Raw genomic sequence first — 23,165 nt, 5'->3', positions numbered from 1 at the left:
TTCCTGCAGGTTTTTTCTGATCCCTCTCGCAGATCCTGTCGCCTCATCGCAAACCCTCTCGCAGATCCTGTCGTTCGCCGTTAACCCTGCCGTTTCTTTGGTTGGTTAGGCTGCCGGGATGGGTTCATTTCCTTTGCTTCCGGACAGGGATGGGCGACGGCGGTTTGTTGCCATGGGGGATTCGTTCACCGAAGGCGTGGGGGACCGGAGCAAGCGGCTGCCCAACGGTGTGCGCGGCTGGGCAGACCGGGTGGCTGAGAAGCTGGCTAAGGCCGAACCGGGGTGGGAATACGCAAACCTGGCCATCCGCAGCAAGAGGCTCCGCCACATCATCGACGAACAGCTGGAACCGGCGCTCGCAATGGAGCCGACGCTGGTCACCCTGTATGCCGGCGGAAACGACATCCTCGACTTCGGCACCGATGTGGAGGCGCTCATGGCCGAGTACGAGTCCCTCGTGGCCAGGCTGGCTGCCACGGGTGCCACCGTGGTGCTGTTCACCGGTTTTGACGTCAAGGTTTCGGCTGTCCTTGAGCCGTTGAGGAAACGCAACACCGCCTACAACCGTCATGTCCGGGAAATCGCCGCCAAGTACAACGCCGTGCTGGTGGACTATTGGTGCTTCGAGGCCTTCCACGACCGGCGGATGTGGGATTCGGACCGGTTGCACATGTCCAAGGCCGGTCATAAATACCTCGCCGCCCAGGTCCTGGACCACCTGGGTGTTCCGCACAAGATCAGCCCGCTGGAGTGGGAACCGCCGGACAAACTGAGCCTGCGGGAGTGGGAACAGCGGCAGCGGCGCTGGGTGCACGACTGGGTGTTGCCGCTCTTTGGCCGCAAGCTGCGCGGTGTGACCCTCGGCGACAGCCTCAGGCCGCGCTGGCCGGAGCCCGTGAAGGTTCCCCGGAAGGGCGGACTGAAGAAACTCCTTGAGAAGGCGCCGGAGGCGGCTGCCCCGGAGAACTAGCTGTCCAGGAGGTTTTCGTAACCCGGAGCCACCCTGCCGGCGTGGAATTCCTCGACGTCGAACTCCGCCACGCCGTTCGTGTAGAACGGGTCTTTGACCAGCGCGGCGTCAAGGTTTGCCCGGTCCGCATTGGACAGCAACAGCGCACCGGTGCGGGGGATCTTCCGGCCGGCCACAATGAAAATGCCCTGGTCGAAAGCGTCCTGCAACCACTCAACGTGTGCTTTGAGGTGGAAATCGACGATCTCTTCGGGAACCTTGTAGGTCAGGGAGACTACGTACATGCGGTCAGCCTACCGGTTCCTGCTAAGGAAGCAGTTTCAATGCGCTGTTCCAGTTGTACTCGGGGTGGGCGTCGCTGGCTTGGAGCCCAATGATGAGCAACTGGAAGGCTTCCAGTTGCCGCGCCCGGCGCAACGGACCCACGTCGACGGCGCGCAAACCGGAATCATTGATGAAGCCTGCCACCGCGGCCTTGGCTTCGGCTGAATCCCCGGCCAGCAGGACATCGAGGGTCTGCCCGGCCACCTCTCCGGCGGCCAGCGTGGAGGCGAAAACCGTGTTGAAGCCTTTCACCACGTTCGCGCCCGGAACCAGCGCCTGGATCTCCTCGGCCGCGGAGCTCTCGGCAGGCACGGTGAGGGAATCGAGGGTTTCGTCGTTGACGGGATTGGAAATGTCCACGATCGTCTTGCCGTTGAGTGCCTCGCCGTAACGGCCGGCGATTTCCTTGGACACGTCAAAATGGGTCGCGAGGACAACGATGCTGCCTTCAATGTCCTGTCCGGTGGTCCCGGGGGTCGCGTTCGTTTCGGCAGCCAGGGCGGACGCGGCCACTGCATCGCGGCTAAGGATCTGGATGCTGCGGCCGGCACTGGCCGCTCGGGCGGCGATTCCTGCCGCCATGTTCCCCGTACCGATGATCGTGATGTCAGTCATGGTGCTTCCTCCGATCTGGACGGCGGTTGATCGGGGCAGTCCGGGCTTGAACTGTCAATCAATTTTTCTCCTAGGATGGATCCATGACCGAACCGCGCTGGCTCAACGCCGACGAACGCCGTGCATGGCTGGCCCAGCTGAGCATCAACACCTTGCTGCCCGCGGCACTGGATACGAAATTGCACGCGGCGGGCAAGCTTTCGCTCTTCGACTACAACGTACTCGCCATGCTCTCCGAAGCGGAAGGCCGGTTCCTTCCCATGAGCGAACTCGCCGCGCGGACCAGCGCCTCGCTGTCCCGCTTGTCGCATGTGGTCACCAAGCTTCAGAACCGGGGGTGGGTGGAACGCCGTCCGCATCCGCGCGACGCGCGCGTGACCACAGCCCACCTGACCGACGCCGGCATGGCCACCATTGTTGAGCTGGCACCCGGCCACGTGGAAGCGGTCCGGATGCTGTTCCTTGATGCCCTGACCGAGCGCGACGTCGCCGACCTGGCCCGCATCGGCGAGAAGATCGTGGGCCGCCTGGACGCCGATCACTGGATTTTGCGCGAGTCCTGACGAGCGACAGGAACCAACGCCGGCCACGCCCGTAGTGTTGGTTCCATGGAATCGCCCATCCAGAGCTACCTGCGCCAGATCCACGCCGAGATCGCCCAGCTCAGGGACGGCAAGCCTTACAGCACCATTCCGGCCATGGCCAACGTGGACCCGGACAACTTCGGCATTGCCCTGGCCACTGTGGACGGGCAGGTTTATGAGGTGGGGGACTCCCGCGAGGAATTCACCATCCAGTCCATCTCGAAGCCTTTCACTTACGGGCTGGCCCTGGAGGACCTCGGCAGCGACGCCGTGGACGCCAAGGTGGATGTTGAACCTTCCGGGGACTCCTTCAACGAGATCTCATTGGCCGAAGGGACGGGCCGCCCGGCGAACGCCATGATCAACGCCGGCGCCCTCACCGCCACGTCACTCATCAGGGGATCCGGCGGCCAGTCGAGCTTCAAACGGATCCTCAGCACATACTCGGCGTTCGCGGGCCGTCAGCTTTCGGTCAACGAGAAGGTCTTCGAGTCCGAGATGAAGCACGGCCACCGCAACACGGCTCTGGCGCACCTGCTGCGGTCCTTCAACATCATCGAGGACGACCCCGCGCCCGTCCTGGAGGACTATTTCCGCCAGTGCTCGGTCATGGTGAACACCTTCGACCTCGCCATCATGGCCGCCACCCTCGCAAATGGCGGAAAGAATCCGCTCACCCACAGGCAGGTGCTGGAGATCGGTCCGGTGGAGCGGGTGTTGTCGGTAATGATGACGTCCGGCATGTACGACGACGCCGGTGCCTGGATCAGCAGCGTGGGCATGCCCGGAAAGAGCGGCGTTGCCGGCGGGATTATCGCCGTCCTGCCGGGCCAGGTTGGGCTGGCTGTGTACTCCCCGCCGCTCGATGAACACGGCGGCAGCGTCCGGGGCCTGGCGACTGCCCAGCGGCTGTCCCGGGACATGGAGCTGCACTTCGTCAGGGCGGCGCGCACCGGGCGTTCGGCCATCCTTGCCGCGTACGACGTCACCGAAACGCCGTCGGGCATCCGGCGCAATGCCGAAGCGTCCGACGTCCTCCGCGCCCACGGACACCGGGCCAGGGTGATCGAACTCAACGGTGACCTGCTCTTCGCCGGGAGCGAATCCATGGCGCGCGAGCTTAGCAGCCTGGATGACGACGTCGAGCTGGTGGTTCTGGACTTCCGCCGAACCGACCAGGTGAGCGAGGTGGCGCTGCGCCTTCTCGAGGCGGCGCGTCAGGGCCTGTCCGGCGGGGGCCGCGAGCTGGTGCTGATCGAAGCGGACGGCGCGGTGGCGGACTCACTCGGCGAACGTAAGGGGCACCCGGACGGGGCGGTACCGTCGTTTTCGACCCGGAGTGCCGCCGTCGAATTCTGTGAAAACCGGCTGCTGGCAAAGTACGGGGACGGGCTGCTGCTCCGGGACCACGTTCCTGTTACCGACTCGCCCGCGCTGGCGCCGCTCGATGAGGCGGACGCGCTGGCCCTGCAGGGCCTCATGACAGCAAGGAAGTACGACGACGGCGACGTCATCCGCCGCATTGGCCTGCGGTTCGGCGGCGTCTACTTCATTACTTCCGGCAAGGTCAGCAGTACGTCGCCCGGGCCCACCTCCGACCGGGTCAAGCTCAACACCCTCAGCGCCGGCATGACGTTCGGCGAGCTGGCGCTGGGCAGCGGCAACCGGCAGGAAACGACGGTCAGGGCGGACGGCCCCGTGGAGGTGATGGTGCTCAGTGCCGAGGCAATCTCCGACCTGGAGTCCACAGACCCGAGGCTTGCCATCGCCCTGTGGAAAGCCCTGACCCGGGATGCATACACGCGGGTGGAACAGTACCTGCGTGAATCGGCCGTCCGGATCCGCGAGTAGCCGCCGCTTGGTTGCTCACGGCAACGGATGGCAGACTATCGATATGGATTTTGCCGCCCGCTATGTTGCCTTGGGAGATTCGTTCACGGAAGGTGTCGGCGACGACGATCCGGCACGCCCTAACGGCGTACGGGGCTGGGCGGACCGCGTGGCCGAGCAGCTCGGCGCGGCGGACCCGGCCTTCGGTTACGCCAACCTCGCCATCAGGGGCCGGAAACTCCGCCAGATCATGGCGGAGCAGGTGGACGCCGCCGTCGAACTTAAGCCCACGCTGGTGACCATTTACGCCGGGGCCAACGATATCCTCCGTCCGAAGATCGATATCGACGACCTTTTGGCGGAGTACGACGCCGGCATCCGCAAGTTGAGTGCCACGGGTGCCACCGTGGTGATGTTCACGGGTTTCGACGCCCGTGGTTCCAAGGTTTTCGGCACCATGCGCGGCCGCACCGCCATCTACAACGAGCTGGTGCGCGGCATTGCGGGCGACCACGGCGCCCTGCTGGTGGATTACTGGCGCTTCAGCGAATACTACGACTGGGGCATGTGGGCCAAGGACCGGATGCACATGTCCGCGGCCGGTCACGCGAACATGGCCAAGAGGGTGCTGACGGTCCTCGAACACGATCACTCCATCGATGTGCCGCCCATGACGCCCGTTCCTGAGCTGAGCCGGGCCGATGCCATCAGGGCGAACGCCCGCTGGGTGCGGGAGTTTGCGGGACCCTGGGTGGTCCGCCGGGTCACGGGGAAGTCCTCGGGTGACGGCCTCCAGCCGCGGTACAGCCAGCTCACCCGGCTCTAGCTGCACCCGGAAGCTACCGCCGGAAGCCGGGCGTCGCGAGCAGTTCGCCGCCGGCCCGCACCGCCAGTACTTCGATGTCCCAGCCGTCCGTTGCCCGGTTCAGTATCTGCAGGCCGCCGGCCACGATCGCCGTCGCCAGCACGTCAGCAGTGACGATGTCCGCCGCCACAACGGAAACCTGGCGGAACACCGGCGCAGCCGGGGCTGGACGGGCGCCACGGCCTGGTCCGCCGGCAGCCCAGATGTGGTCTCCCCGCTCCGCGGAACCGGAAGTTGCCAACGCCGGTTTCGCCCCGGCAAAGCCGCCCAACGGGTGGCCGGCAATAAGGGTGCGGCGGTCCTCCGGATCAACAATCCCGGCCCTCCACGGCTCGCGGTTCCCGGATTCCGTGGCCCCCGGTGCGGGGGATCCGCTGACCAGCACGTCGCCGCCGGCGTTCAGGCACCAGTCTCGAAGGCCCAGCGCCAGCAGGGATGTGCCCGCCTCCTGGATGGCATATCCCTTGACGATCCCGGACAGGTCGAGGACGCCGTCGGGCCGTTCAGGGGTGAAGGCCCCTTCGGTCAGCAGCCGCCAGCCGACGGCGTCGGCGTAGAGGCGGCGCATCTCCTCGGACGCGTCCGGGAGTGTGATCTCGGCGCGCGCCAGCCGGCTGGCCTCCGAGTCCGGGCGGTAGAGGCTGAACGTCTCGTCCAGACCCGCGAAAACCCGTTCGACGACGGCGGTGGCCGCTACCAGCTCGTCCGCGCCCGAGGCTGCGGGCACAGTGAGGCTCACCACCGTTCCCATGCAGCTGAAGGTCCTGGCCCGCAATGCGGGCCGCTCCAGCGGCTGTTCCCTGCCGGCGGCCGGCTCCGGTATGGGCTGCCGGAGTCCAGCCCCGGTCTGGTGATCAGAGGTTCGCTGCATCGATGGCCGCCTGGAGTGAGCTCAGGTAAGCGTCGCTGGTCACAGTGGCGCCTCCAATGGTCTGGACGTCCGCTGACTGCGCAGCGAGGACTTCGGCTTTGAGGAGGGGTGCGGCGCGGTTGCTGATCTGGATGGACTTGCGGTCGTCGTCGGTCAGCTGCAGCGCCACGACGTCCGTGATGGCACCGGACTTGACCGTGATCTGGACCTGGACGGCGCCGAAGCGCGTCTGCACCACACTGCCGGCGTAGGTTCCCCCGGCCTTTGCGGCGGCCCCGGTTGTGGGCTCCGCGGCAGTGCCCGAACCTGTCCCGGTGGTGCCGGTGGAGGAGCCGGTTCCGGTGGAGCCGGAGGAGCTCGAGCTCGAGCTTGAGCCGGAGGAACCCGTTGCGCCGGCAGCGCCGGCAGTGCCGTTGGTTCCTGCCGACGTGCTGGCCGCGGCGCTCGGTGCCTCCGCCACGTGGATGCCTGATTGCCACCCCGCAAGAAGGATTCCCGCGGAGGCAAGTGCTGCTGATACTGCTGCGCGGATTCTCACCAGTCAAACCTTTCGTAGTGGAGTTGGTCTTCCTTGACGCCCGCGGCGCGGGCGTCGGCAATTACGTTTCGGGCCCACGCCGCCGGCCCGCAGACATAGACGTCCGCGTTTGCGACGTCGGGGGCATAGTCGGCCAGTCGATGGCCGGCCCGTGTGGCGCTGTCCGGGAGCCAGCTTCCCGTGTGACGGACCGAGCGGGCGCCGGTCAGATGGAACAGGGTGGCTCCCCGGTTCCGGGCAAGTTCCAAGATCTCGTCGCCGAGGTACAGTTCCTGCTCGCTGCGGCCCCGAAGGATCACGGTCGCCTGCCCTGGCGCGAAAGGCGTCGATTCCAGGAGGGCTCGAAGGGGCGTGATCCCGATCCCGGCGCCGATCATCACCACCCTGTCGCGGCTTCGGGCCGCGGTGCTGAAGATTCCGTACGGTCCCTCCACGGCGACCTTCGTCCCCGGTTTTACGACGGCGAGCTGGGCAGATCCGCGTCCAAGATTGCGGACGGTGATCCGCAGCAACCCGCGCCCTGAGGCATCGAACTGCAACGGCTCGGCGGAGAGGCTGAACGGATGAGGGTGCCACCACAGACCCGGGGCCAGGAACCTCCAGATGAAGAACCTGCCTCCGGTTCCGGCCAGTTCGTCAAGGTGCAGCCCGTGCATCTCAATGCTGACCACTCCGGGTGCCACCTGCACCACGCGGCTGACGGTGAGCTGATGCCGGAACGTGGCAACGACGGGCTCAAGAACGCGGTAGTGCAGGAGCGCGGCGCCGGTTGCGATGCATACGGCCAGCCAGTACCAGCGCTGCCAGGTGCCCTCGGCGAACAGCCCGCCTACGCTGAACTGGTGGGGCAGCGACGTTGCGACGGCGGCATAGGTCAGCAGGTGCACCGCGTACCAGAACTCGTAGGGAAAGCGCCTGCGGATGGCCACCAGGGACGTCACCACAACGGCGATGAACAGCGCCATGGAAACATAGGCCAGCCACATGTCCGGCACCAGCACCCAGAGGGACACGGCTTCGCTGACGGGATCCAGCCCTTCGGCCATCCCGTAGCCGATGGCGATCAGGATCCCGTGCGCCAGCAGGAGGTAGAGCGACGGCTTCCCGAGCTTCCGGTGGAATTCCAGGGCGCGGTCGTGGCCAACGGACTGGTCAATGAGGGGAATCCGTGCCGCCAGCAGCAGCATCAGGAGGACCAGGTCCATGCCGGCCAGCCCGGCCACAATGCCCAGGGCGGTGAAAGCTCCGGCGAGTGTCGAGAATCCCGTTGCGCCGCCGTCGGCCAGCCACAGTGCCACGGCGGCTGCAACGGATGCCCAGGCAGCCGTTGTCAGCAGATCGGCGCGGAACAGGCGACGGCGGTGCGCGGCCGTGAAAGTTCCCCGCCCCTTGCGGGAGCCGTTGGAACCGGCGGGCAAAGCCGGCAGGAGTTGTGTGTTCATGCTTCAACATTGCGGCGGGATCCTTTCATTCTGCTGTGAAAAGACTGCGGCGCCGATGTGACTCGAGTACGGTGAGGCTGGCGGCCTTATACACCCGCGGGCGGGCATCGATGGCTACCCGATTGGCCTTTAATTAGTCAAGCTCGTAGACTTGGTAGGCGCTAGGTGGCGCGGAGCGTGTGCAATTGCTCCGGTTGGCGGGATCTGTCCTCAATATCGACAGTCCTCAAGGCCGGTAGTTAGGGGCTCAAGTTGCGTGCACTCCTGTATTCGCCCAGCATCCCGGTACTTCGCAGTGGTTTCCGCTGCCCGGTACTCGTGGCCAATCATGTTCGCCCGTAGTGCGGAAACAGCCGGCTTTCGCCGACTGTCCACGCCTGCGGACCGCCGAATGTGTGAAAGCTGGATGCGGACGCCACCTGTCGCACGGGACGCGGAACGCTGCGGACCGTTTCATTTATTTTCATGAGGAGAGTCGTCATGGCAGCACACTGCCAGGTGACCGGAGCCGAGCCGGGCTTTGGACACAGCATTTCGCACTCGCACCGCCGCAACAAGCGCCGGTTCGACCCGAACATCCAGAAGAAGCGCTACTGGGTTCCGTCCCTGCGCCGTAATGTCACCCTGCAGGTCTCTGCACGTGGCATCAAGACCATCGACGTGCGTGGCATCGACGTTGTCGTAGCCGCCATCCTGGCACGAGGAGTGAAGCTCTAGTGGCTAAGGACAAGGACGTACGTCCGATCATCAAGCTCAAGTCGACCGCTGGCACGGGTTACACCTACGTCACGCGCAAGAACCGTCGTAACGACCCGGACCGTATGGTTCTGAAGAAGTACGACCCCCGCATCCGTAAGCACGTCGAATTCCGAGAGGAGCGCTAAGCACTATGGCTAAGAAGTCAATGATCGCTAAGAACGAACAGCGTAAAGTCATCGTCGAGCGCTATGCTGCAAAGCGCCTCGAACTGAAGAAGGCCCTGGTTGACCCCGCGTCAACCGACGAAGCACGCGAAGCTGCACGCCTCGGCCTGCAGAAGCTGCCCCGCAACGCCTCCCCGGTACGTCTGCGTAACCGCGACATCATCGATGGCCGCCCGCGCGGTACCTTCCAGAAGTTCGGTATCTCCCGTGTTCGCTTCCGCGACATGGCTCACCGCGGTGAGCTCCCGGGCATCACCAAGTCTTCCTGGTAATCCAACACTGCTGCTAAACCAGCACTGCTGATTCCAGTGGTCTAAGAAGGGCCGGCAACCTCACGGTTGCCGGCCCTTCTTGCGCTTAACCGCTATCTCGTCCGGCCTGGATCAGGGGCGGTGATGCAGCACACAGAATCCAAGGACGACGCCGGCGTCCCGGAAAGTGCCCCCGCGGCCCGTTTGGGCCCGGACTGGCGCGGTTTGGCACCCCGTGAGGGGAGCGTTTGCGGTGGGGCCAAAGTAGGTGTATTGTTTTCTAAGTCGCCGAGAGGGGGCCGGCGAGAAGCTGGTTACCGAAGGCGGCCAAAACCCCTTCTAAACAGCCGAAAAACGGTTCGCCACTTGGCGTGCGGTTCGAAGGCGGGGATGGTCTCGATGACCGGCAGATCGCGGAAACGCTGATTTGCTTTGAGTCTTGAGTTCAGGTAAGTTTGGGAAGTTGCTCCGGAGCGATCCACGGCTGGGATGTTGTGGTGGTGCCGGGTGTGTCTGTTGTTTGAGAACTCAATAGTGTGCCAAGTTTGTTGATACCAATTTATTTTATGGATTGGTTGAATTGACTGGATCCGCCACCCCGTGGTGTGGTCTGGTTTTTACAGCTGGTTTCAAATTTTGTGCAGTCTGGTTCCGCGTTTTCCCGTGGTTCCTGGTTGTGTCTGTTTTTGTTTTACTTCAACGGAGAGTTTGATCCTGGCTCAGGATGAACGCTGGCGGCGTGCTTAACACATGCAAGTCGAACGATGAACCTCACTTGTGGGGGGATTAGTGGCGAACGGGTGAGTAACACGTGAGTAACCTGCCCTTAACTCTGGGATAAGCCTGGGAAACTGGGTCTAATACCGGATATGACTCCTCATCGCATGGTGGGGGGTGGAAAGCTTTTTGTGGTTTTGGATGGACTCGCGGCCTATCAGCTTGTTGGTGAGGTAATGGCTCACCAAGGCGACGACGGGTAGCCGGCCTGAGAGGGTGACCGGCCACACTGGGACTGAGACACGGCCCAGACTCCTACGGGAGGCAGCAGTGGGGAATATTGCACAATGGGCGAAAGCCTGATGCAGCGACGCCGCGTGAGGGATGACGGCCTTCGGGTTGTAAACCTCTTTCAGTAGGGAAGAAGCGAAAGTGACGGTACCTGCAGAAGAAGCGCCGGCTAACTACGTGCCAGCAGCCGCGGTAATACGTAGGGCGCAAGCGTTATCCGGAATTATTGGGCGTAAAGAGCTCGTAGGCGGTTTGTCGCGTCTGCCGTGAAAGTCCGGGGCTCAACTCCGGATCTGCGGTGGGTACGGGCAGACTAGAGTGATGTAGGGGAGACTGGAATTCCTGGTGTAGCGGTGAAATGCGCAGATATCAGGAGGAACACCGATGGCGAAGGCAGGTCTCTGGGCATTAACTGACGCTGAGGAGCGAAAGCATGGGGAGCGAACAGGATTAGATACCCTGGTAGTCCATGCCGTAAACGTTGGGCACTAGGTGTGGGGGACATTCCACGTTTTCCGCGCCGTAGCTAACGCATTAAGTGCCCCGCCTGGGGAGTACGGCCGCAAGGCTAAAACTCAAAGGAATTGACGGGGGCCCGCACAAGCGGCGGAGCATGCGGATTAATTCGATGCAACGCGAAGAACCTTACCAAGGCTTGACATGGGCCGGACCGGGCTGGAAACAGTCCTTCCCCTTTGGGGCCGGTTCACAGGTGGTGCATGGTTGTCGTCAGCTCGTGTCGTGAGATGTTGGGTTAAGTCCCGCAACGAGCGCAACCCTCGTTCCATGTTGCCAGCGCGTAATGGCGGGGACTCATGGGAGACTGCCGGGGTCAACTCGGAGGAAGGTGGGGACGACGTCAAATCATCATGCCCCTTATGTCTTGGGCTTCACGCATGCTACAATGGCCGGTACAAAGGGTTGCGATACTGTGAGGTGGAGCTAATCCCAAAAAGCCGGTCTCAGTTCGGATTGGGGTCTGCAACTCGACCCCATGAAGTCGGAGTCGCTAGTAATCGCAGATCAGCAACGCTGCGGTGAATACGTTCCCGGGCCTTGTACACACCGCCCGTCAAGTCACGAAAGTTGGTAACACCCGAAGCCGGTGGCCTAACCCCTTGTGGGAGGGAGCTGTCGAAGGTGGGACTGGCGATTGGGACTAAGTCGTAACAAGGTAGCCGTACCGGAAGGTGCGGCTGGATCACCTCCTTTCTAAGGAGCACCTACAGCAACCCTGCCCCGTGTATGCGGGTGTGGTGGTGTTGTCAGGAGTACGCCCGTTGCGCAGACGATAGTTCTGCGGCGGGTGCTCACGGGTGGAATATCAGCAAATAGCGGCCGCATGGTTTTGTCCTTGCCCAGTACGGATGCTCTTGAGTGTCCTGGAACGGCGGGGGCGGGGCGCAGGCGGTTTAGTGTTTGGCACACTGTTGGGTCCTGAGGCAACAGGACCGGGAGGGTTTCTTCCCGGGTTTGTTTGTTTCTGGTTTCCTGGCTGCATCGATCATGCATGTTTGTGTGTGTGGGGTGTGTGGTACGGGGTTGTTGTTTGAGAACTACATAGTGGACGCGAGCATCTTTTATAAGAAGCAATTTCCAAGAATATGAACCTGGATCTGTCGCTGTTGTCCTTCGGGGCGGTGGTGGTGGTTTTCATGGTTCTCTCGAAAATTAGCGTTTTTGATCTTTTGTGGTCAAGTTTTTAAGAGCACACGGTGGATGCCTTGGCATTAGGAGCCGAAGAAGGACGTAGGAATCTGCGATAAGCCTGGGGGAGTCGATAACCGGACTGTGATCCCAGGGTGTCCGAATGGGGAAACCCCGCCAGGGACGCGAGTTACCTGGTGACCCGCATCTGAACACATAGGGTGCGTGGAGGGAACGCGGGGAAGTGAAACATCTCAGTACCCGCAGGAAGAGAAAACAATAGTGATTCCGTTAGTAGTGGCGAGCGAACGCGGATCAGGCTAAACCGTTCCATGTGTGATAGCCGGCGGGCGTTGCATGGTCGGGGTTGCGGGACTTTCCGTGCTGTCTCTGCCGGGACAGCGAGGTGTGATGTGCAGGCATAGGTGAACGGTCTTGAAAGGCCGGCCAGAGAGGGTGTGAGCCCCGTAACCGTAATGTTGTGTACCGCCTGGGAAGTATCCCAAGTAGCACGGGGCCCGAGAAATCCCGTGCGAATCTGTCAGGACCACCTGATAAGCCTAAATACTCCCTAATGACCGATAGCGGACCAGTACCGTGAGGGAAAGGTGAAAAGTACCCCGGGAGGGGAGTGAAACAGTACCTGAAACCGTGTGCTTACAATCCGTCGGAGCCAGTCTGATTCTGGTGACGGCGTGCCTTTTGAAGAATGAGCCTGCGAGTTAGTGTTACGTCGCGAGGTTAACCCGTGTGGGGCAGCCGTAGCGAAAGCGAGTCTGAATAGGGCGTTGCAGTGGCGTGATCTAGACCCGAAGCGAAGTGATCTACCCATGGCCAGGTTGAAGCGACGGTAAGACGTCGTGGAGGACCGAACCCACTTCAGTTGAAAATGGAGGGGATGAGCTGTGGGTAGGGGTGAAAGGCCAATCAAACTTCGTGATAGCTGGTTCTCCCCGAAATGCATTTAGGTGCAGCGTTGCGTGTTTCTTACCGGAGGTAGAGCTACTGGATGGCTAATGGGCCCTACAAGGTTACTGACGTCAGCCAAACTCCGAATGCCGGTAAGTGAGAGCGCAGCAGTGAGACTGTGGGGGATAAGCTTCATAGTCGAGAGGGAAACAGCCCAGACCACCAACTAAGGCCCCTAAGCGTGTGCTAAGTGGGAAAGGATGTGGAGTTGCGAAGACAACCAGGAGGTTGGCTTAGAAGCAGCCATCCTTAAAAGAGTGCGTAATAGCTCACTGGTCAAGTGATTCCGCGCCGACAATGTAGCGGGGCTCAAGTACACCGCCGAAGTTGTGGCATTCACATTTTATCCAAGCCGCCTCCTTTGTGGGGTTGGTTCAGGAGTGTGGATGGGTAGGGGAGCGTCGTGTGGGCAGTGAAGTCGCGGTGTAAACCAGCGGTGGAGCCTACACGAGTGAGAATGCAGGCATGAGTAGCGAAAGACGGGTGAGAAACCCGTCCGCCGAATGATCAAGGGTTCCAGGGTCAAGCTAATCTGCCCTGGGTAAGTCGGGACCTAAGGCGAGGCCGACAGGCGTAGTCGATGGACAACGGGTTGATATTCCCGTACCGGCGAAAAACCGCCCATGCTGAACAGGGGATACTAACCGCCCGAGACCTGCCCGATCACCCTTGTGGTGTGAGGGTTTTGGTGGAGCGCGGGACCTGATCCTGGGAGGTAAGCGTATTAACAGGTGTGACGCAGGAAGGTAGCCGAGCCGGGCGATGGTTGTCCCGGTCCAAGGATGTAGGGCGAACGGTAGGCAAATCCGCCGTTCATGATGCCTGAGACCTGACGGGACCCCTTTAGGGGGGGATTCGGTGATCCTATGCTGCCTAGAAAAGCATCGACGCGAGGTTTTAGCCGCCCGTACCCCAAACCGACACAGGTGATCAGGTAGAGAATACTAAGGCGATCGAGAGAATTATGGTTAAGGAACTCGGCAAAATGCCCCCGTAACTTCGGGAGAAGGGGGGCCCCAACCTTGATGGACACGTGCTGTCCGGAGGGGATCGGGGCCGCAGAGACCAGGGGGAAGCGACTGTTTACTAAAAACACAGGTCCGTGCGAAGTCGCAAGACGATGTATACGGACTGACTCCTGCCCGGTGCTGGAAGGTTAAGAGGACCGGTTAGCCGCAAGGCGAAGCTGAGAATTTAAGCCCCAGTAAACGGCGGTGGTAACTATAACCATCCTAAGGTAGCGAAATTCCTTGTCGGGTAAGTTCCGACCTGCACGAATGGAGTAACGACTTCCCCGCTGTCTCAACCATAAACTCGGCGAAATTGCAGTACGAGTAAAGATGCTCGTTACGCGCAGCAGGACGGAAAGACCCCGAGACCTTTACTATAGTTTGGTATTGGTGTTCGGAGTGGCTTGTGTAGGATAGGTGGGAGACGTTGAAGCCCGGACGCCAGTTCGGGTGGAGTCATCGTTGAAATACCACTCTGGTCACTTTGGACATCTAACTTCGGCCCGTAATCCGGGTCAGGGACAGTGCCTGATGGGTAGTTTAACTGGGGCGGTTGCCTCCTAAAAAGTAACGGAGGCGCCCAAAGGTTCCCTCAGCCTGGTTGGCAATCAGGTGTCGAGTGTAAGTGCACAAGGGAGCTTGACTGTGAGAGAGACATCTCGAGCAGGGACGAAAGTCGGGACTAGTGATCCGGCGGTACATTGTGGAATGGCCGTCGCTCAACGGATAAAAGGTACCTCGGGGATAACAGGCTGATCTTGCCCAAGAGTCCATATCGACGGCATGGTTTGGCACCTCGATGTCGGCTCGTCGCATCCTGGGGCTGGAGTAGGTCCCAAGGGTTGGGCTGTTCGCCCATTAAAGCGGTACGCGAGCTGGGTTTAGAACGTCGTGAGACAGTTCGGTCCCTATCCGCTGCGCGCGCAGGAAATTTGAGAAGGGCTGTCCTTAGTACGAGAGGACCGGGACGGACGAACCTCTGGTGTGTCAGTTGTACTGCCAAGTGCACCGCTGATTAGCTACGTTCGGATGGGATAACCGCTGAAAGCATCTAAGCGGGAAGCTCGCTTCGAGATGAGATTTCCATACACCTTGTGTGTGAGAGGCCCCCAGCCAGACCACTGGGTTGATAGGCCGGATGTGGAAGCGAGGACTAACGACTCGTGAAGCTGACCGGTACTAATAGGCCGATAACTTACACCACACACCCCTTTCGTGAACGGATTCAAAAGACGTTCACACCATGAAAAGGGGTAAAAAGAAAACAAGACTGCTTGCGTCCACTATGTGGTTCCCAACCAACAAACCCGTTGCGTTGCAGGAACAAAACACAACAAAATAACAACACCACTAATGTTGTAACCACAAGATTTCCCAACCCCTGGCGCACGTGCCGGGGGTCCGGGTAGAAGGGTTACGGCGGTCATAGCGTGGGGGAAACGCCCGGTCCCATTCCGAACCCGGAAGCTAAGACCCACAGCGCCGATGGTACTGCACCCGGGAGGGTGTGGGAGAGTAGGTCACCGCCGGAACATCATTCAGGTCGAGAGCCCCAACCAGGCAACTGGTCGGGGCTCTCCCACGTTAACCACCAAAACCACACCCACACCCAGCACCCCTCCCGACACACCCTCTCTCACATCCGGCACCCCTTTTGCCGGACCCTCTCTCACATCCGGCACCCCTTTTGCCGGACCCTCTCTCACTACCTGCGCCTTCCGGGCACCAGGACCAGGCAACCCCCTCGAACCCCCGCCGCCACCGGGAGAGCGTCCGGAAACAACCCGCCACAACCGGGAGAGCGTCCGGAAACAACCGGCCACAACTGAGAGAGCGTCCGGAAACAACCGGCCACAACTGAGAGAGCGTCGCCGTGCTTTGTGGGCCGCTCTCGCACTGCCGCCCTAGACTTACAGTTCATGAGCCACACACCGTCCGGATACCCGGCCAAGCCGGCCACAATCCTTGACGTGGCCGCGGCTGCCGGGGTTTCGCGCCAGACAGTTACCCGGGCGATGAATGACATGCCCGGGATCAAGGAAGCCACCCGCCAGCGGGTGCAGAAGTTGGCGCAGGAGCTCGGTTACACCCCAAGCCGGTTTGCTAAGGGACTCGTCCAGGGAGCAAGGACCTCAGTCGGCCTGGCAATCCCTGATCTCACCAACCCCTATTTCCCGGCGTTTGCCTCAAGCGTCGTGGAATTGGCCACGCTCCGAGGATGGCACGTGGTGGTGGACGACTACGGTCACGGGGGTCGCAGCGGTCTGGACGCCGTCGAGCATCTGGCGCCACAAGTGGACGCGGTGATCGGCTACCTTGGCGGTTACGCCAACCAGGCGCAGTCCGTTCTGGGCCGTCGTCCGCTGATTGTCTTGGACGAAACGCCCGGAGGCGCGGCCGGTAGCATCAACTTCGACTACCAGCATGCGGCGAGGGTGGCTGTGGATCAACTGACGGATTCCAAGCGTCAGCACATCGCCTACCTTGAGGCGCGGTCAGCCTCTGAAAGTGGCGAACCTGCCCCGTGCACTGTCCGCGGGAAAGCTGTGGCTGGTCGCTTGGACGAACTTGGTGCGTCATGGTCACTCATCGTTGCCGAAGAGACAGCTGAGGCCGCCAGGAAGGCAGCAGCTGCATTTCTTCAGGACCATCCGGAGACCGACGGATTTCTGGCATTCAACGATCTGATGGCCGCCGGGGTCTTGAAGGCCCTTTCCGGTTCAGGGCGCAGGGTGCCCGGGGACTGTGCGGTTATCGGCATGGACGGTATCCCGCTCGGCGAGCTTCTAAGTCCTCAGCTCAGCACAATGGCGCTGGACCTCCGCGAGGTCGGAAGGACCGCCGTCGAACTTCTTGATGGGTTGCTCTCGGGGGAAGTCAACCCAGGATCACAATCATCCCGGAAGACCTTGAAACATCGGCTGGTCGTCCGGGAAACCACCTGACGGCACACTACTGCCGCCGCAGTGGCGGGAATGCGCCCGCCACTATGTGCCAAAGTGCCCTTCCGGCTGCCCGTCGCAACCGTCAAGCTGGAACGGGACTTAGGCGCAGCTGCCCGGGCTGCCGCAGCCCTGCCGCGCGAGTCGCACCCCGGCGGCTCGAGGCCAACTCTTGGACAGGAGCAGGGATGGGACGGCTGGAAAGCAAAGTAGGCCTCATCAGCGGCGGATCGCGCGGGATCGGTGCTGCGATAGCCCGCCGGATGGTTGAAGAAGGCGCAAAGGTGGTCGTCGGTGATGTCCTGGACCAGGAAGGCGCCGCGCTGGCAGCGGAGCTGGGAGACGACGCGCGTTTCGTACACCTCGACGTGACGAGCCCAGCCGATTGGCAGCAGGCGGTACACGCCGCCGTAGCCGAATTTGGCAGTCTCAGCGTGCTGGTCAACAACGCCGGCATTGTGAATTTTGGCCGGATCGATGAGTATCCCCTTGAGGAATGGAGCAGGATCATCGACGTCAACCTCACCGGCGTGTTCAACGGCATCAAGGCCGCGGCCCCGTCCCTCGCGTTGAACAGTTCCGCGTCCATCATCAATATCTCGTCAATTGCGGGCGTCCGCGGATACGAAAGCCTCGCGGGCTATACGGCGTCCAAATGGGGTGTCCGCGGGCTGACAAAGAGCGCCGCCCTCGACCTGGGAGGAGCCGGAACGCGGGTGAACTCGGTGCATCCGGGTGTCATTGAAACCCCCATGACAGCGGGCATGACGTTCGACACCGGCCACGTTCCGCTGCACCGGGTCGGCCAGCCGCGGGAGGTGGCCGACCTGGTTGTGTACCTGGCTTCCGAGGAGTCCTCCTTTGTGACAGGTTCGGAGTTTGTGATCGACGGCGGTGAAACCGCCGGGACCGTGGCGCCCGAGGACGCCGGAGGCTCCCCGGGCTGACCGCGCCGGCCCGGGGTCTGTGGACCCTTTTCAACCACGCTGCATTCGCGTACGATCGATAAGATCGTGAACGTTCACGAAATCCAGCCCGTCGGAGTCGTACACCCTGTGCGCTCTCCGCAGCCAACCCGACCCGAGGACCATCATGCCCGTTGAGCCCACCACATCCAGCCTCTCCTCCGCAGCAGGCAGCGGCGCTGGACCCGGCTCCCGGACAGCGGTCACGCAGACGGTACACGGCCCGGAGCGGGTCCTCGATGTCGCCGCCGAGCAGGTGGCCGCACTCGCTTCCGTAGCCCCGCCGCTGGGCACGATGCCGGCACGTGCCTACCTTGTCAGCGATGCCCCGCGTTTGCCGCTGAACGGTGTGTGGAAGTTCAGGCTTCACGCCGGAATCAGGCAGGCACCGCAGGACGGCTGGCAGTCGGGCGGGGATCGTCCGGATTTCGGCGACCTTCCGGTACCGTCCAGCTGGCCCATGCACGGCCACGGAACACCCTGGTACACGAACGTTCAGTTCCCCTTTGCCGTGGAACCGCCGCATGTTCCGGACGCCAATCCCGTCGGCGATCTCTTCGTCGAGTTTGAGGCAGGCCCGGAGTACTTCCCGTCAGCCGTGGTCCGCTTCGACGGCATAGAGTCGGCGGGAACTGTGTGGCTGAACGGCACCTTGCTTGGCACCACGCGCGGCAGCCGGCTCGCCCACGAATTCGATGCCACGGGTGTGCTGGTTCCGGGACGGAACGTGCTTGCAGTCCAGGTGGCGCAGTTCTCGGCAGCCAGCTATGTGGAAGACCAGGATATGTGGTGGCTGCCCGGCATCTTCCGGGATGTGACGCTGCAGGCGCGGCCGTCGGAGGGACTCGACGACGTCTTCGTCCACGCGGACTACGACCATCGCAGCGGCGAAGGCATCCTCCGCGTAGAGGCGAGCCGGGCAGGGCAGCCGGCTGCCGCCGTCGTACGCATCCCTGACCTGGGGCTGGAAGTGCCTGCCGGGGAGGAGCATCGGCTCCCGGGCATCGAACCGTGGTCGGCAGAGTTGCCGCGGCTGTACGACGCCACGATCAGCACCCCGGGGGAGACAGCCTCGGTGCAATTCGGCTTCCGCACCATCACGATCGAGGATGCCCAGTTCAAGGTGAACGGCCAGCGGATCCTGCTCCGAGGCGTCAACCGCCACGAACACCATCCCAAGCTCGGCCGCGTGGTGCCCAGGGAGGTCATGGAGAGTGAGCTGCGGCTGATGAAGCAGCACAACATCAACGCCATCCGGACCTCGCACTATCCGCCGCATCCGGACTTCCTGGCGCTGGCGGACCAGCTTGGCTTCTACGTGGTCCTTGAATGCGACCTTGAGACGCACGGTTTCGAACAGGGCGGCTGGCAGCAGAATCCCAGTGCCGACCCGCAGTGGCAGCAGGCCCTCGTGGACCGGATGTCCCGGACTGTGGAGCGCGACAAAAATCACGCGTCTGTGGTCATGTGGTCCCTGGGCAACGAGGCCGGTACGGGCGAAAACCTTGCGGCGATGTCCCGCTGGACCAAACTCCGCGACCCCTCCAGGCCCATCCACTACGAGGGTGACTGGAGCTCCGCCTACGTGGACGTGTACTCCCGGATGTACGCAAGCCAGGCGGAAACGGAGCTGATCGGCCGTGGCGTGGAACCTCCGCTGGATGATGCGGACCTTGACGCCCGGCGGCGTGCCATGCCGTTCGTCCTGTGCGAGTATGTCCACGCCATGGGCAACGGCCCGGGGGGCATGTCCGAATACCAGGAACTATTCCACCGCCACCCGAGGCTGATGGGCGGCTTTGTGTGGGAGTGGCTGGAGCACGGTATTACCCGAACGGCTCCTGACGGGCAGGAATACTTCGTCTACGGCGGTGACTTCGGTGAGGAGGTCCACGACGGAAACTTCGTCACTGACGGCCTGGTGGACGCCAACCGCGTGCCGCGCCCGGGCCTGCTGGATTTCAAGAAGGTCATCGAACCGCTAACCATTGACGTGGCAGCGGACTGGTCCGGTTTCTCGCTCACCAACCGATTCGATTTCGCTGACACATCGGGGCTGGAATTCCGCTACTCGGTGGAGGCCGACGGCGTGACGGTCGACGGCGGTTCGGTTGACGTCGCGCCTGTGGCGCCGCACGGATCGGCCGACGTCCGGTTGCCGGCCGGGCTGCTGGCACGCGCGGGGCTGGCTCCTGCTGTGCTGACGGTCAGGGCAGTTCTCAAGGAAGACGCCGCCTGGGCGGAGGCAGGCCACGAAGTTGCGTGGGGCCAGGAGTCTGCCAATGTGCACGTGGTCCCGATGCCGGCGACCACTTCCGCTGTACAGGTGGACGGTGATCTTCTTCGCCTGGGGCCGGCCGTCTTCGATCGCGCGACGGGTTCGCTTGTCCGGCTGGGCGACACCGCCATCGAGGGGCTCCGGCTCCTGCTGTGGCGTGCACCCACAGACAACGATCTCGGTGCGGAGTGGGGAAGCCCGGATCCCCGCCCCGCCGCCACACAGTGGCTGGACGCGGGACTCAACCGGATGCACGGCCGGCTTGTCGGCATTTCCTCCCGGCCCGCGGCAGGCGGCGGGGATGAACTGGTGGTGCGGACGCGGGTTGCCGCCGCCGGCAAGCAGTTCGGTGTGCTGGCCGAATACGCCTGGACCAGTGACGGCTCCAGCGTCAGCGTGCGGACAACGGTCACGCCGGACGGCGCGTGGGTCAACGCAGGCTGGCCAGTGCCGTGGGCGCGCCTAGGAGTGGAACTCGTGATGGGTTCGGCGACCACGTCCGTGGAGTGGTTCGGCCAGGGACCGCACCACAGCTACCCGGATACAGGCCAGGGCACCAAGCTTGGCTGGTACGGCCTGCCCTTGAAGGACCTGGAAGTGGAGTACGTCCGGCCCCAGGAATCGGGTGCCCGTTCCGGCGTGTACTCGGCAGCGTTGGAGCTCGACGCCGGCCGGCTCACCATCGGCGGTGAACCGTTCGCACTCACCGTGCGCCCCTACAGCCTGGCGGCACTGGAAGCTGCCACCCATCGTCCCGATCTTGTTCCGGATGGCCGCAGCTACGTGTACCTCGATCACGCGGTACACGGAGTCGGCACTGCGGCCTGCGGTCCGGGGGTGCTGGAAGGCTATCGGCTCGCGCCGCGGGAGGCCGAGTTCTCCTTCGTCTTTGGTGTGACTCAGTCCACATAAAGTTGTCAGGCGTCGGGGAGCGCCAATAAGCAGCGGAAGAGGCCGGAAATTCGCGGGATTCCGGGGATTTTTGGTCTTGTCTGTGTGTTTGGGGGTGGATTTGTGTGGGGTGCGGTGGGCGTGTAAAGTAATTCGAGTCGCCGCCGCTGATGCGGAGAGATTGCGACCGACCCCCTTCTGAATGGCCTGGAAAACGGCGCTGTTGTGGCGTGCGGTAACCGGGTGGGGACCCTTCCTGTGGTGCTTGTGGCTGGCGGAACGCTGGTTTGCATAGTGTGGCGGGATCGGGTAAGTTTGGGAAGTTGCTCCGGAGCGATCCACGGCTGGGATGTTGTGGTGGTGCCGGGTGTGTCTGTTGTTTGAGAACTCAATAGTGTGCCAAGTTTGTTGATACCAATTTATTTTATGGATTGGTTGAATTGACTGGATCCGCCACCCCGTGGTGTGGTCTGGTTTTTACAGCTGGTTTCAAATTTTGTGCAGTCTGGTTCCGCGTTTTCCCGTGGTTCCTGGTTGTGTCTGTTTTTGTTTTACTTCAACGGAGAGTTTGATCCTGGCTCAGGATGAACGCTGGCGGCGTGCTTAACACATGCAAGTCGAACGATGAACCTCACTTGTGGGGGGATTAGTGGCGAACGGGTGAGTAACACGTGAGTAACCTGCCCTTAACTCTGGGATAAGCCTGGGAAACTGGGTCTAATACCGGATATGACTCCTCATCGCATGGTGGGGGGTGGAAAGCTTTTTGTGGTTTTGGATGGACTCGCGGCCTATCAGCTTGTTGGTGAGGTAATGGCTCACCAAGGCGACGACGGGTAGCCGGCCTGAGAGGGTGACCGGCCACACTGGGACTGAGACACGGCCCAGACTCCTACGGGAGGCAGCAGTGGGGAATATTGCACAATGGGCGAAAGCCTGATGCAGCGACGCCGCGTGAGGGATGACGGCCTTCGGGTTGTAAACCTCTTTCAGTAGGGAAGAAGCGAAAGTGACGGTACCTGCAGAAGAAGCGCCGGCTAACTACGTGCCAGCAGCCGCGGTAATACGTAGGGCGCAAGCGTTATCCGGAATTATTGGGCGTAAAGAGCTCGTAGGCGGTTTGTCGCGTCTGCCGTGAAAGTCCGGGGCTCAACTCCGGATCTGCGGTGGGTACGGGCAGACTAGAGTGATGTAGGGGAGACTGGAATTCCTGGTGTAGCGGTGAAATGCGCAGATATCAGGAGGAACACCGATGGCGAAGGCAGGTCTCTGGGCATTAACTGACGCTGAGGAGCGAAAGCATGGGGAGCGAACAGGATTAGATACCCTGGTAGTCCATGCCGTAAACGTTGGGCACTAGGTGTGGGGGACATTCCACGTTTTCCGCGCCGTAGCTAACGCATTAAGTGCCCCGCCTGGGGAGTACGGCCGCAAGGCTAAAACTCAAAGGAATTGACGGGGGCCCGCACAAGCGGCGGAGCATGCGGATTAATTCGATGCAACGCGAAGAACCTTACCAAGGCTTGACATGGGCCGGACCGGGCTGGAAACAGTCCTTCCCCTTTGGGGCCGGTTCACAGGTGGTGCATGGTTGTCGTCAGCTCGTGTCGTGAGATGTTGGGTTAAGTCCCGCAACGAGCGCAACCCTCGTTCCATGTTGCCAGCGCGTAATGGCGGGGACTCATGGGAGACTGCCGGGGTCAACTCGGAGGAAGGTGGGGACGACGTCAAATCATCATGCCCCTTATGTCTTGGGCTTCACGCATGCTACAATGGCCGGTACAAAGGGTTGCGATACTGTGAGGTGGAGCTAATCCCAAAAAGCCGGTCTCAGTTCGGATTGGGGTCTGCAACTCGACCCCATGAAGTCGGAGTCGCTAGTAATCGCAGATCAGCAACGCTGCGGTGAATACGTTCCCGGGCCTTGTACACACCGCCCGTCAAGTCACGAAAGTTGGTAACACCCGAAGCCGGTGGCCTAACCCCTTGTGGGAGGGAGCTGTCGAAGGTGGGACTGGCGATTGGGACTAAGTCGTAACAAGGTAGCCGTACCGGAAGGTGCGGCTGGATCACCTCCTTTCTAAGGAGCACCTACAGCAACCTCACCCCGTGTATGCGGGTGTGGTGGTGTTGTCAGGAGTACGCCCGTTGCGCAGACGATAGTTCTGCGGCGGGTGCTCACGGGTGGAATATCAGCAAATAGCGGCCGCATGGTTTTGTCCTTGCCCAGTACGGATGCTCT

General features: G+C 62.0%; 15 protein-coding genes and 4 rRNA genes. 14 read left to right on the top strand and 5 right to left on the bottom strand.

Translation table 11 applies throughout. The features are described from left to right. Window positions 1-118: 118 nt before the first annotated feature. Entirely contained in the window at window positions 119-970 is an 852-nt protein-coding gene (locus ACSQ12_RS20550; protein WP_436066712.1) for an SGNH/GDSL hydrolase family protein, read from the top strand. Here ACSQ12_RS20550 and ACSQ12_RS20545 read toward each other — a convergent pair. Further along, window positions 967-1,254, bottom strand: a complete 288-nt coding sequence (locus ACSQ12_RS20545) for a YciI family protein (RefSeq protein ID WP_390251612.1) — start codon at window positions 1,252-1,254, stop codon at window positions 967-969. The genes ACSQ12_RS20550 and ACSQ12_RS20545 overlap by 4 nt on opposite strands. Before the next feature lie 22 nt (window positions 1,255-1,276). Beyond that, window positions 1,277-1,909: an NADPH-dependent F420 reductase gene (locus ACSQ12_RS20540; protein ID WP_436066711.1), complete on the bottom strand. Its 633-nt coding sequence runs from the start codon at window positions 1,907-1,909 to the stop codon at window positions 1,277-1,279. An 83-nt stretch (window positions 1,910-1,992) separates the two neighbouring features. Between ACSQ12_RS20540 and ACSQ12_RS20535 the strand changes: the two genes are divergently transcribed. The 3 genes from ACSQ12_RS20535 to ACSQ12_RS20525 are packed head-to-tail and all read left to right on the top strand — an operon-like array spanning window position 1,993 to window position 5,149. Continuing rightward, window positions 1,993-2,472 (top strand): MarR family winged helix-turn-helix transcriptional regulator, encoded by a 480-nt coding sequence (locus tag ACSQ12_RS20535; protein ID WP_436066710.1) that lies wholly within the window; start codon window positions 1,993-1,995, stop codon window positions 2,470-2,472. Window positions 2,473-2,517: 45 nt separating this feature from the next. Beyond that, the gene (gene glsA / locus ACSQ12_RS20530; protein ID WP_436066709.1) at window positions 2,518-4,344 is read left to right on the top strand and encodes a glutaminase A; all 1,827 of its coding nucleotides are present in this window, start codon (window positions 2,518-2,520) and stop codon (window positions 4,342-4,344) included. 43 nt (window positions 4,345-4,387) lie between these two features. Next, complete coding sequence (locus tag ACSQ12_RS20525) at window positions 4,388-5,149, top strand: SGNH/GDSL hydrolase family protein (protein WP_390251620.1); 762 nt, start codon at window positions 4,388-4,390, stop codon at window positions 5,147-5,149. Window positions 5,150-5,162: 13 nt separating this feature from the next. Here ACSQ12_RS20525 and ACSQ12_RS20520 read toward each other — a convergent pair whose 3' ends face one another. The 3 genes from ACSQ12_RS20520 to ACSQ12_RS20510 all read right to left on the bottom strand — a co-directional run bounded on the left by ACSQ12_RS20520 (window position 5,163) and on the right by ACSQ12_RS20510 (window position 8,039). Next, window positions 5,163-5,939: an FAD:protein FMN transferase gene (locus ACSQ12_RS20520; RefSeq protein ID WP_436067036.1), complete on the bottom strand. Its 777-nt coding sequence runs from the start codon at window positions 5,937-5,939 to the stop codon at window positions 5,163-5,165. A gap of 103 nt (window positions 5,940-6,042) precedes the next feature. Next, entirely contained in the window at window positions 6,043-6,597 is a 555-nt protein-coding gene (locus ACSQ12_RS20515; RefSeq protein ID WP_436066708.1) for an FMN-binding protein, read from the bottom strand. Further along, window positions 6,594-8,039 (bottom strand): ferredoxin reductase family protein, encoded by a 1,446-nt coding sequence (locus tag ACSQ12_RS20510; protein WP_436066707.1) that lies wholly within the window; start codon window positions 8,037-8,039, stop codon window positions 6,594-6,596. Before ACSQ12_RS20510 ends, ACSQ12_RS20515 begins: the two co-directional genes overlap by 4 nt. A 480-nt stretch (window positions 8,040-8,519) precedes the next feature. Here ACSQ12_RS20510 and rpmB point away from each other — a divergent pair, with 480 nt between their 5' ends. From rpmB to ACSQ12_RS20460, 10 genes are all read left to right on the top strand, one after another. Next, the gene (gene rpmB, locus ACSQ12_RS20505; protein WP_011693744.1) at window positions 8,520-8,756 is read left to right on the top strand and encodes a 50S ribosomal protein L28; all 237 of its coding nucleotides are present in this window, start codon (window positions 8,520-8,522) and stop codon (window positions 8,754-8,756) included. Further along, a complete protein-coding gene (gene rpmG, locus ACSQ12_RS20500; protein ID WP_011693743.1) occupies window positions 8,756-8,923 on the top strand; it encodes a 50S ribosomal protein L33 in 168 nt (55 codons plus the stop codon). Before rpmB ends, rpmG begins: the two co-directional genes overlap by 1 nt. 5 nt (window positions 8,924-8,928) lie before the next feature. Further along, a complete protein-coding gene (gene rpsN / locus ACSQ12_RS20495) occupies window positions 8,929-9,234 on the top strand; it encodes a 30S ribosomal protein S14 (RefSeq protein WP_011693742.1) in 306 nt (101 codons plus the stop codon). A 675-nt stretch (window positions 9,235-9,909) separates the two neighbouring features. After that, window positions 9,910-11,433, top strand: a 16S ribosomal RNA gene (locus ACSQ12_RS20490). Window positions 11,434-11,913: 480 nt separating this feature from the next. After that, window positions 11,914-15,051 (top strand): 23S ribosomal RNA (locus ACSQ12_RS20485). 211 nt (window positions 15,052-15,262) lie between these two features. Next, window positions 15,263-15,379, top strand: a 5S ribosomal RNA gene (gene rrf / locus ACSQ12_RS20480). The 16S, 23S and 5S rRNA genes sit together here, the layout of an rRNA operon. A 387-nt stretch (window positions 15,380-15,766) precedes the next feature. Continuing rightward, complete coding sequence (locus ACSQ12_RS20475) at window positions 15,767-16,792, top strand: LacI family DNA-binding transcriptional regulator (RefSeq protein ID WP_436066706.1); 1,026 nt, start codon at window positions 15,767-15,769, stop codon at window positions 16,790-16,792. A gap of 185 nt (window positions 16,793-16,977) precedes the next feature. Next, window positions 16,978-17,736, top strand: coding sequence for an SDR family oxidoreductase (locus tag ACSQ12_RS20470; RefSeq protein ID WP_436066705.1), 759 nt, complete (start codon window positions 16,978-16,980; stop codon window positions 17,734-17,736). 145 nt (window positions 17,737-17,881) lie between these two features. Then, window positions 17,882-20,944, top strand: a complete 3,063-nt coding sequence (locus ACSQ12_RS20465; RefSeq protein WP_436066704.1) for a glycoside hydrolase family 2 TIM barrel-domain containing protein — start codon at window positions 17,882-17,884, stop codon at window positions 20,942-20,944. Between the two features lie 535 nt (window positions 20,945-21,479). Continuing rightward, a 16S ribosomal RNA gene (locus ACSQ12_RS20460) occupies window positions 21,480-23,003 on the top strand. Window positions 23,004-23,165 lie beyond the last annotated feature (162 nt).

Origin of the sequence: Arthrobacter sp. LjRoot14, assembly GCF_964253905.1 — a bacterium.
In the GTDB taxonomy this organism is placed as follows: Bacteria; Actinomycetota; Actinomycetes; order Actinomycetales; family Micrococcaceae; genus Arthrobacter.
This window is presented reverse-complemented; position numbering and strand designations above follow the sequence as displayed.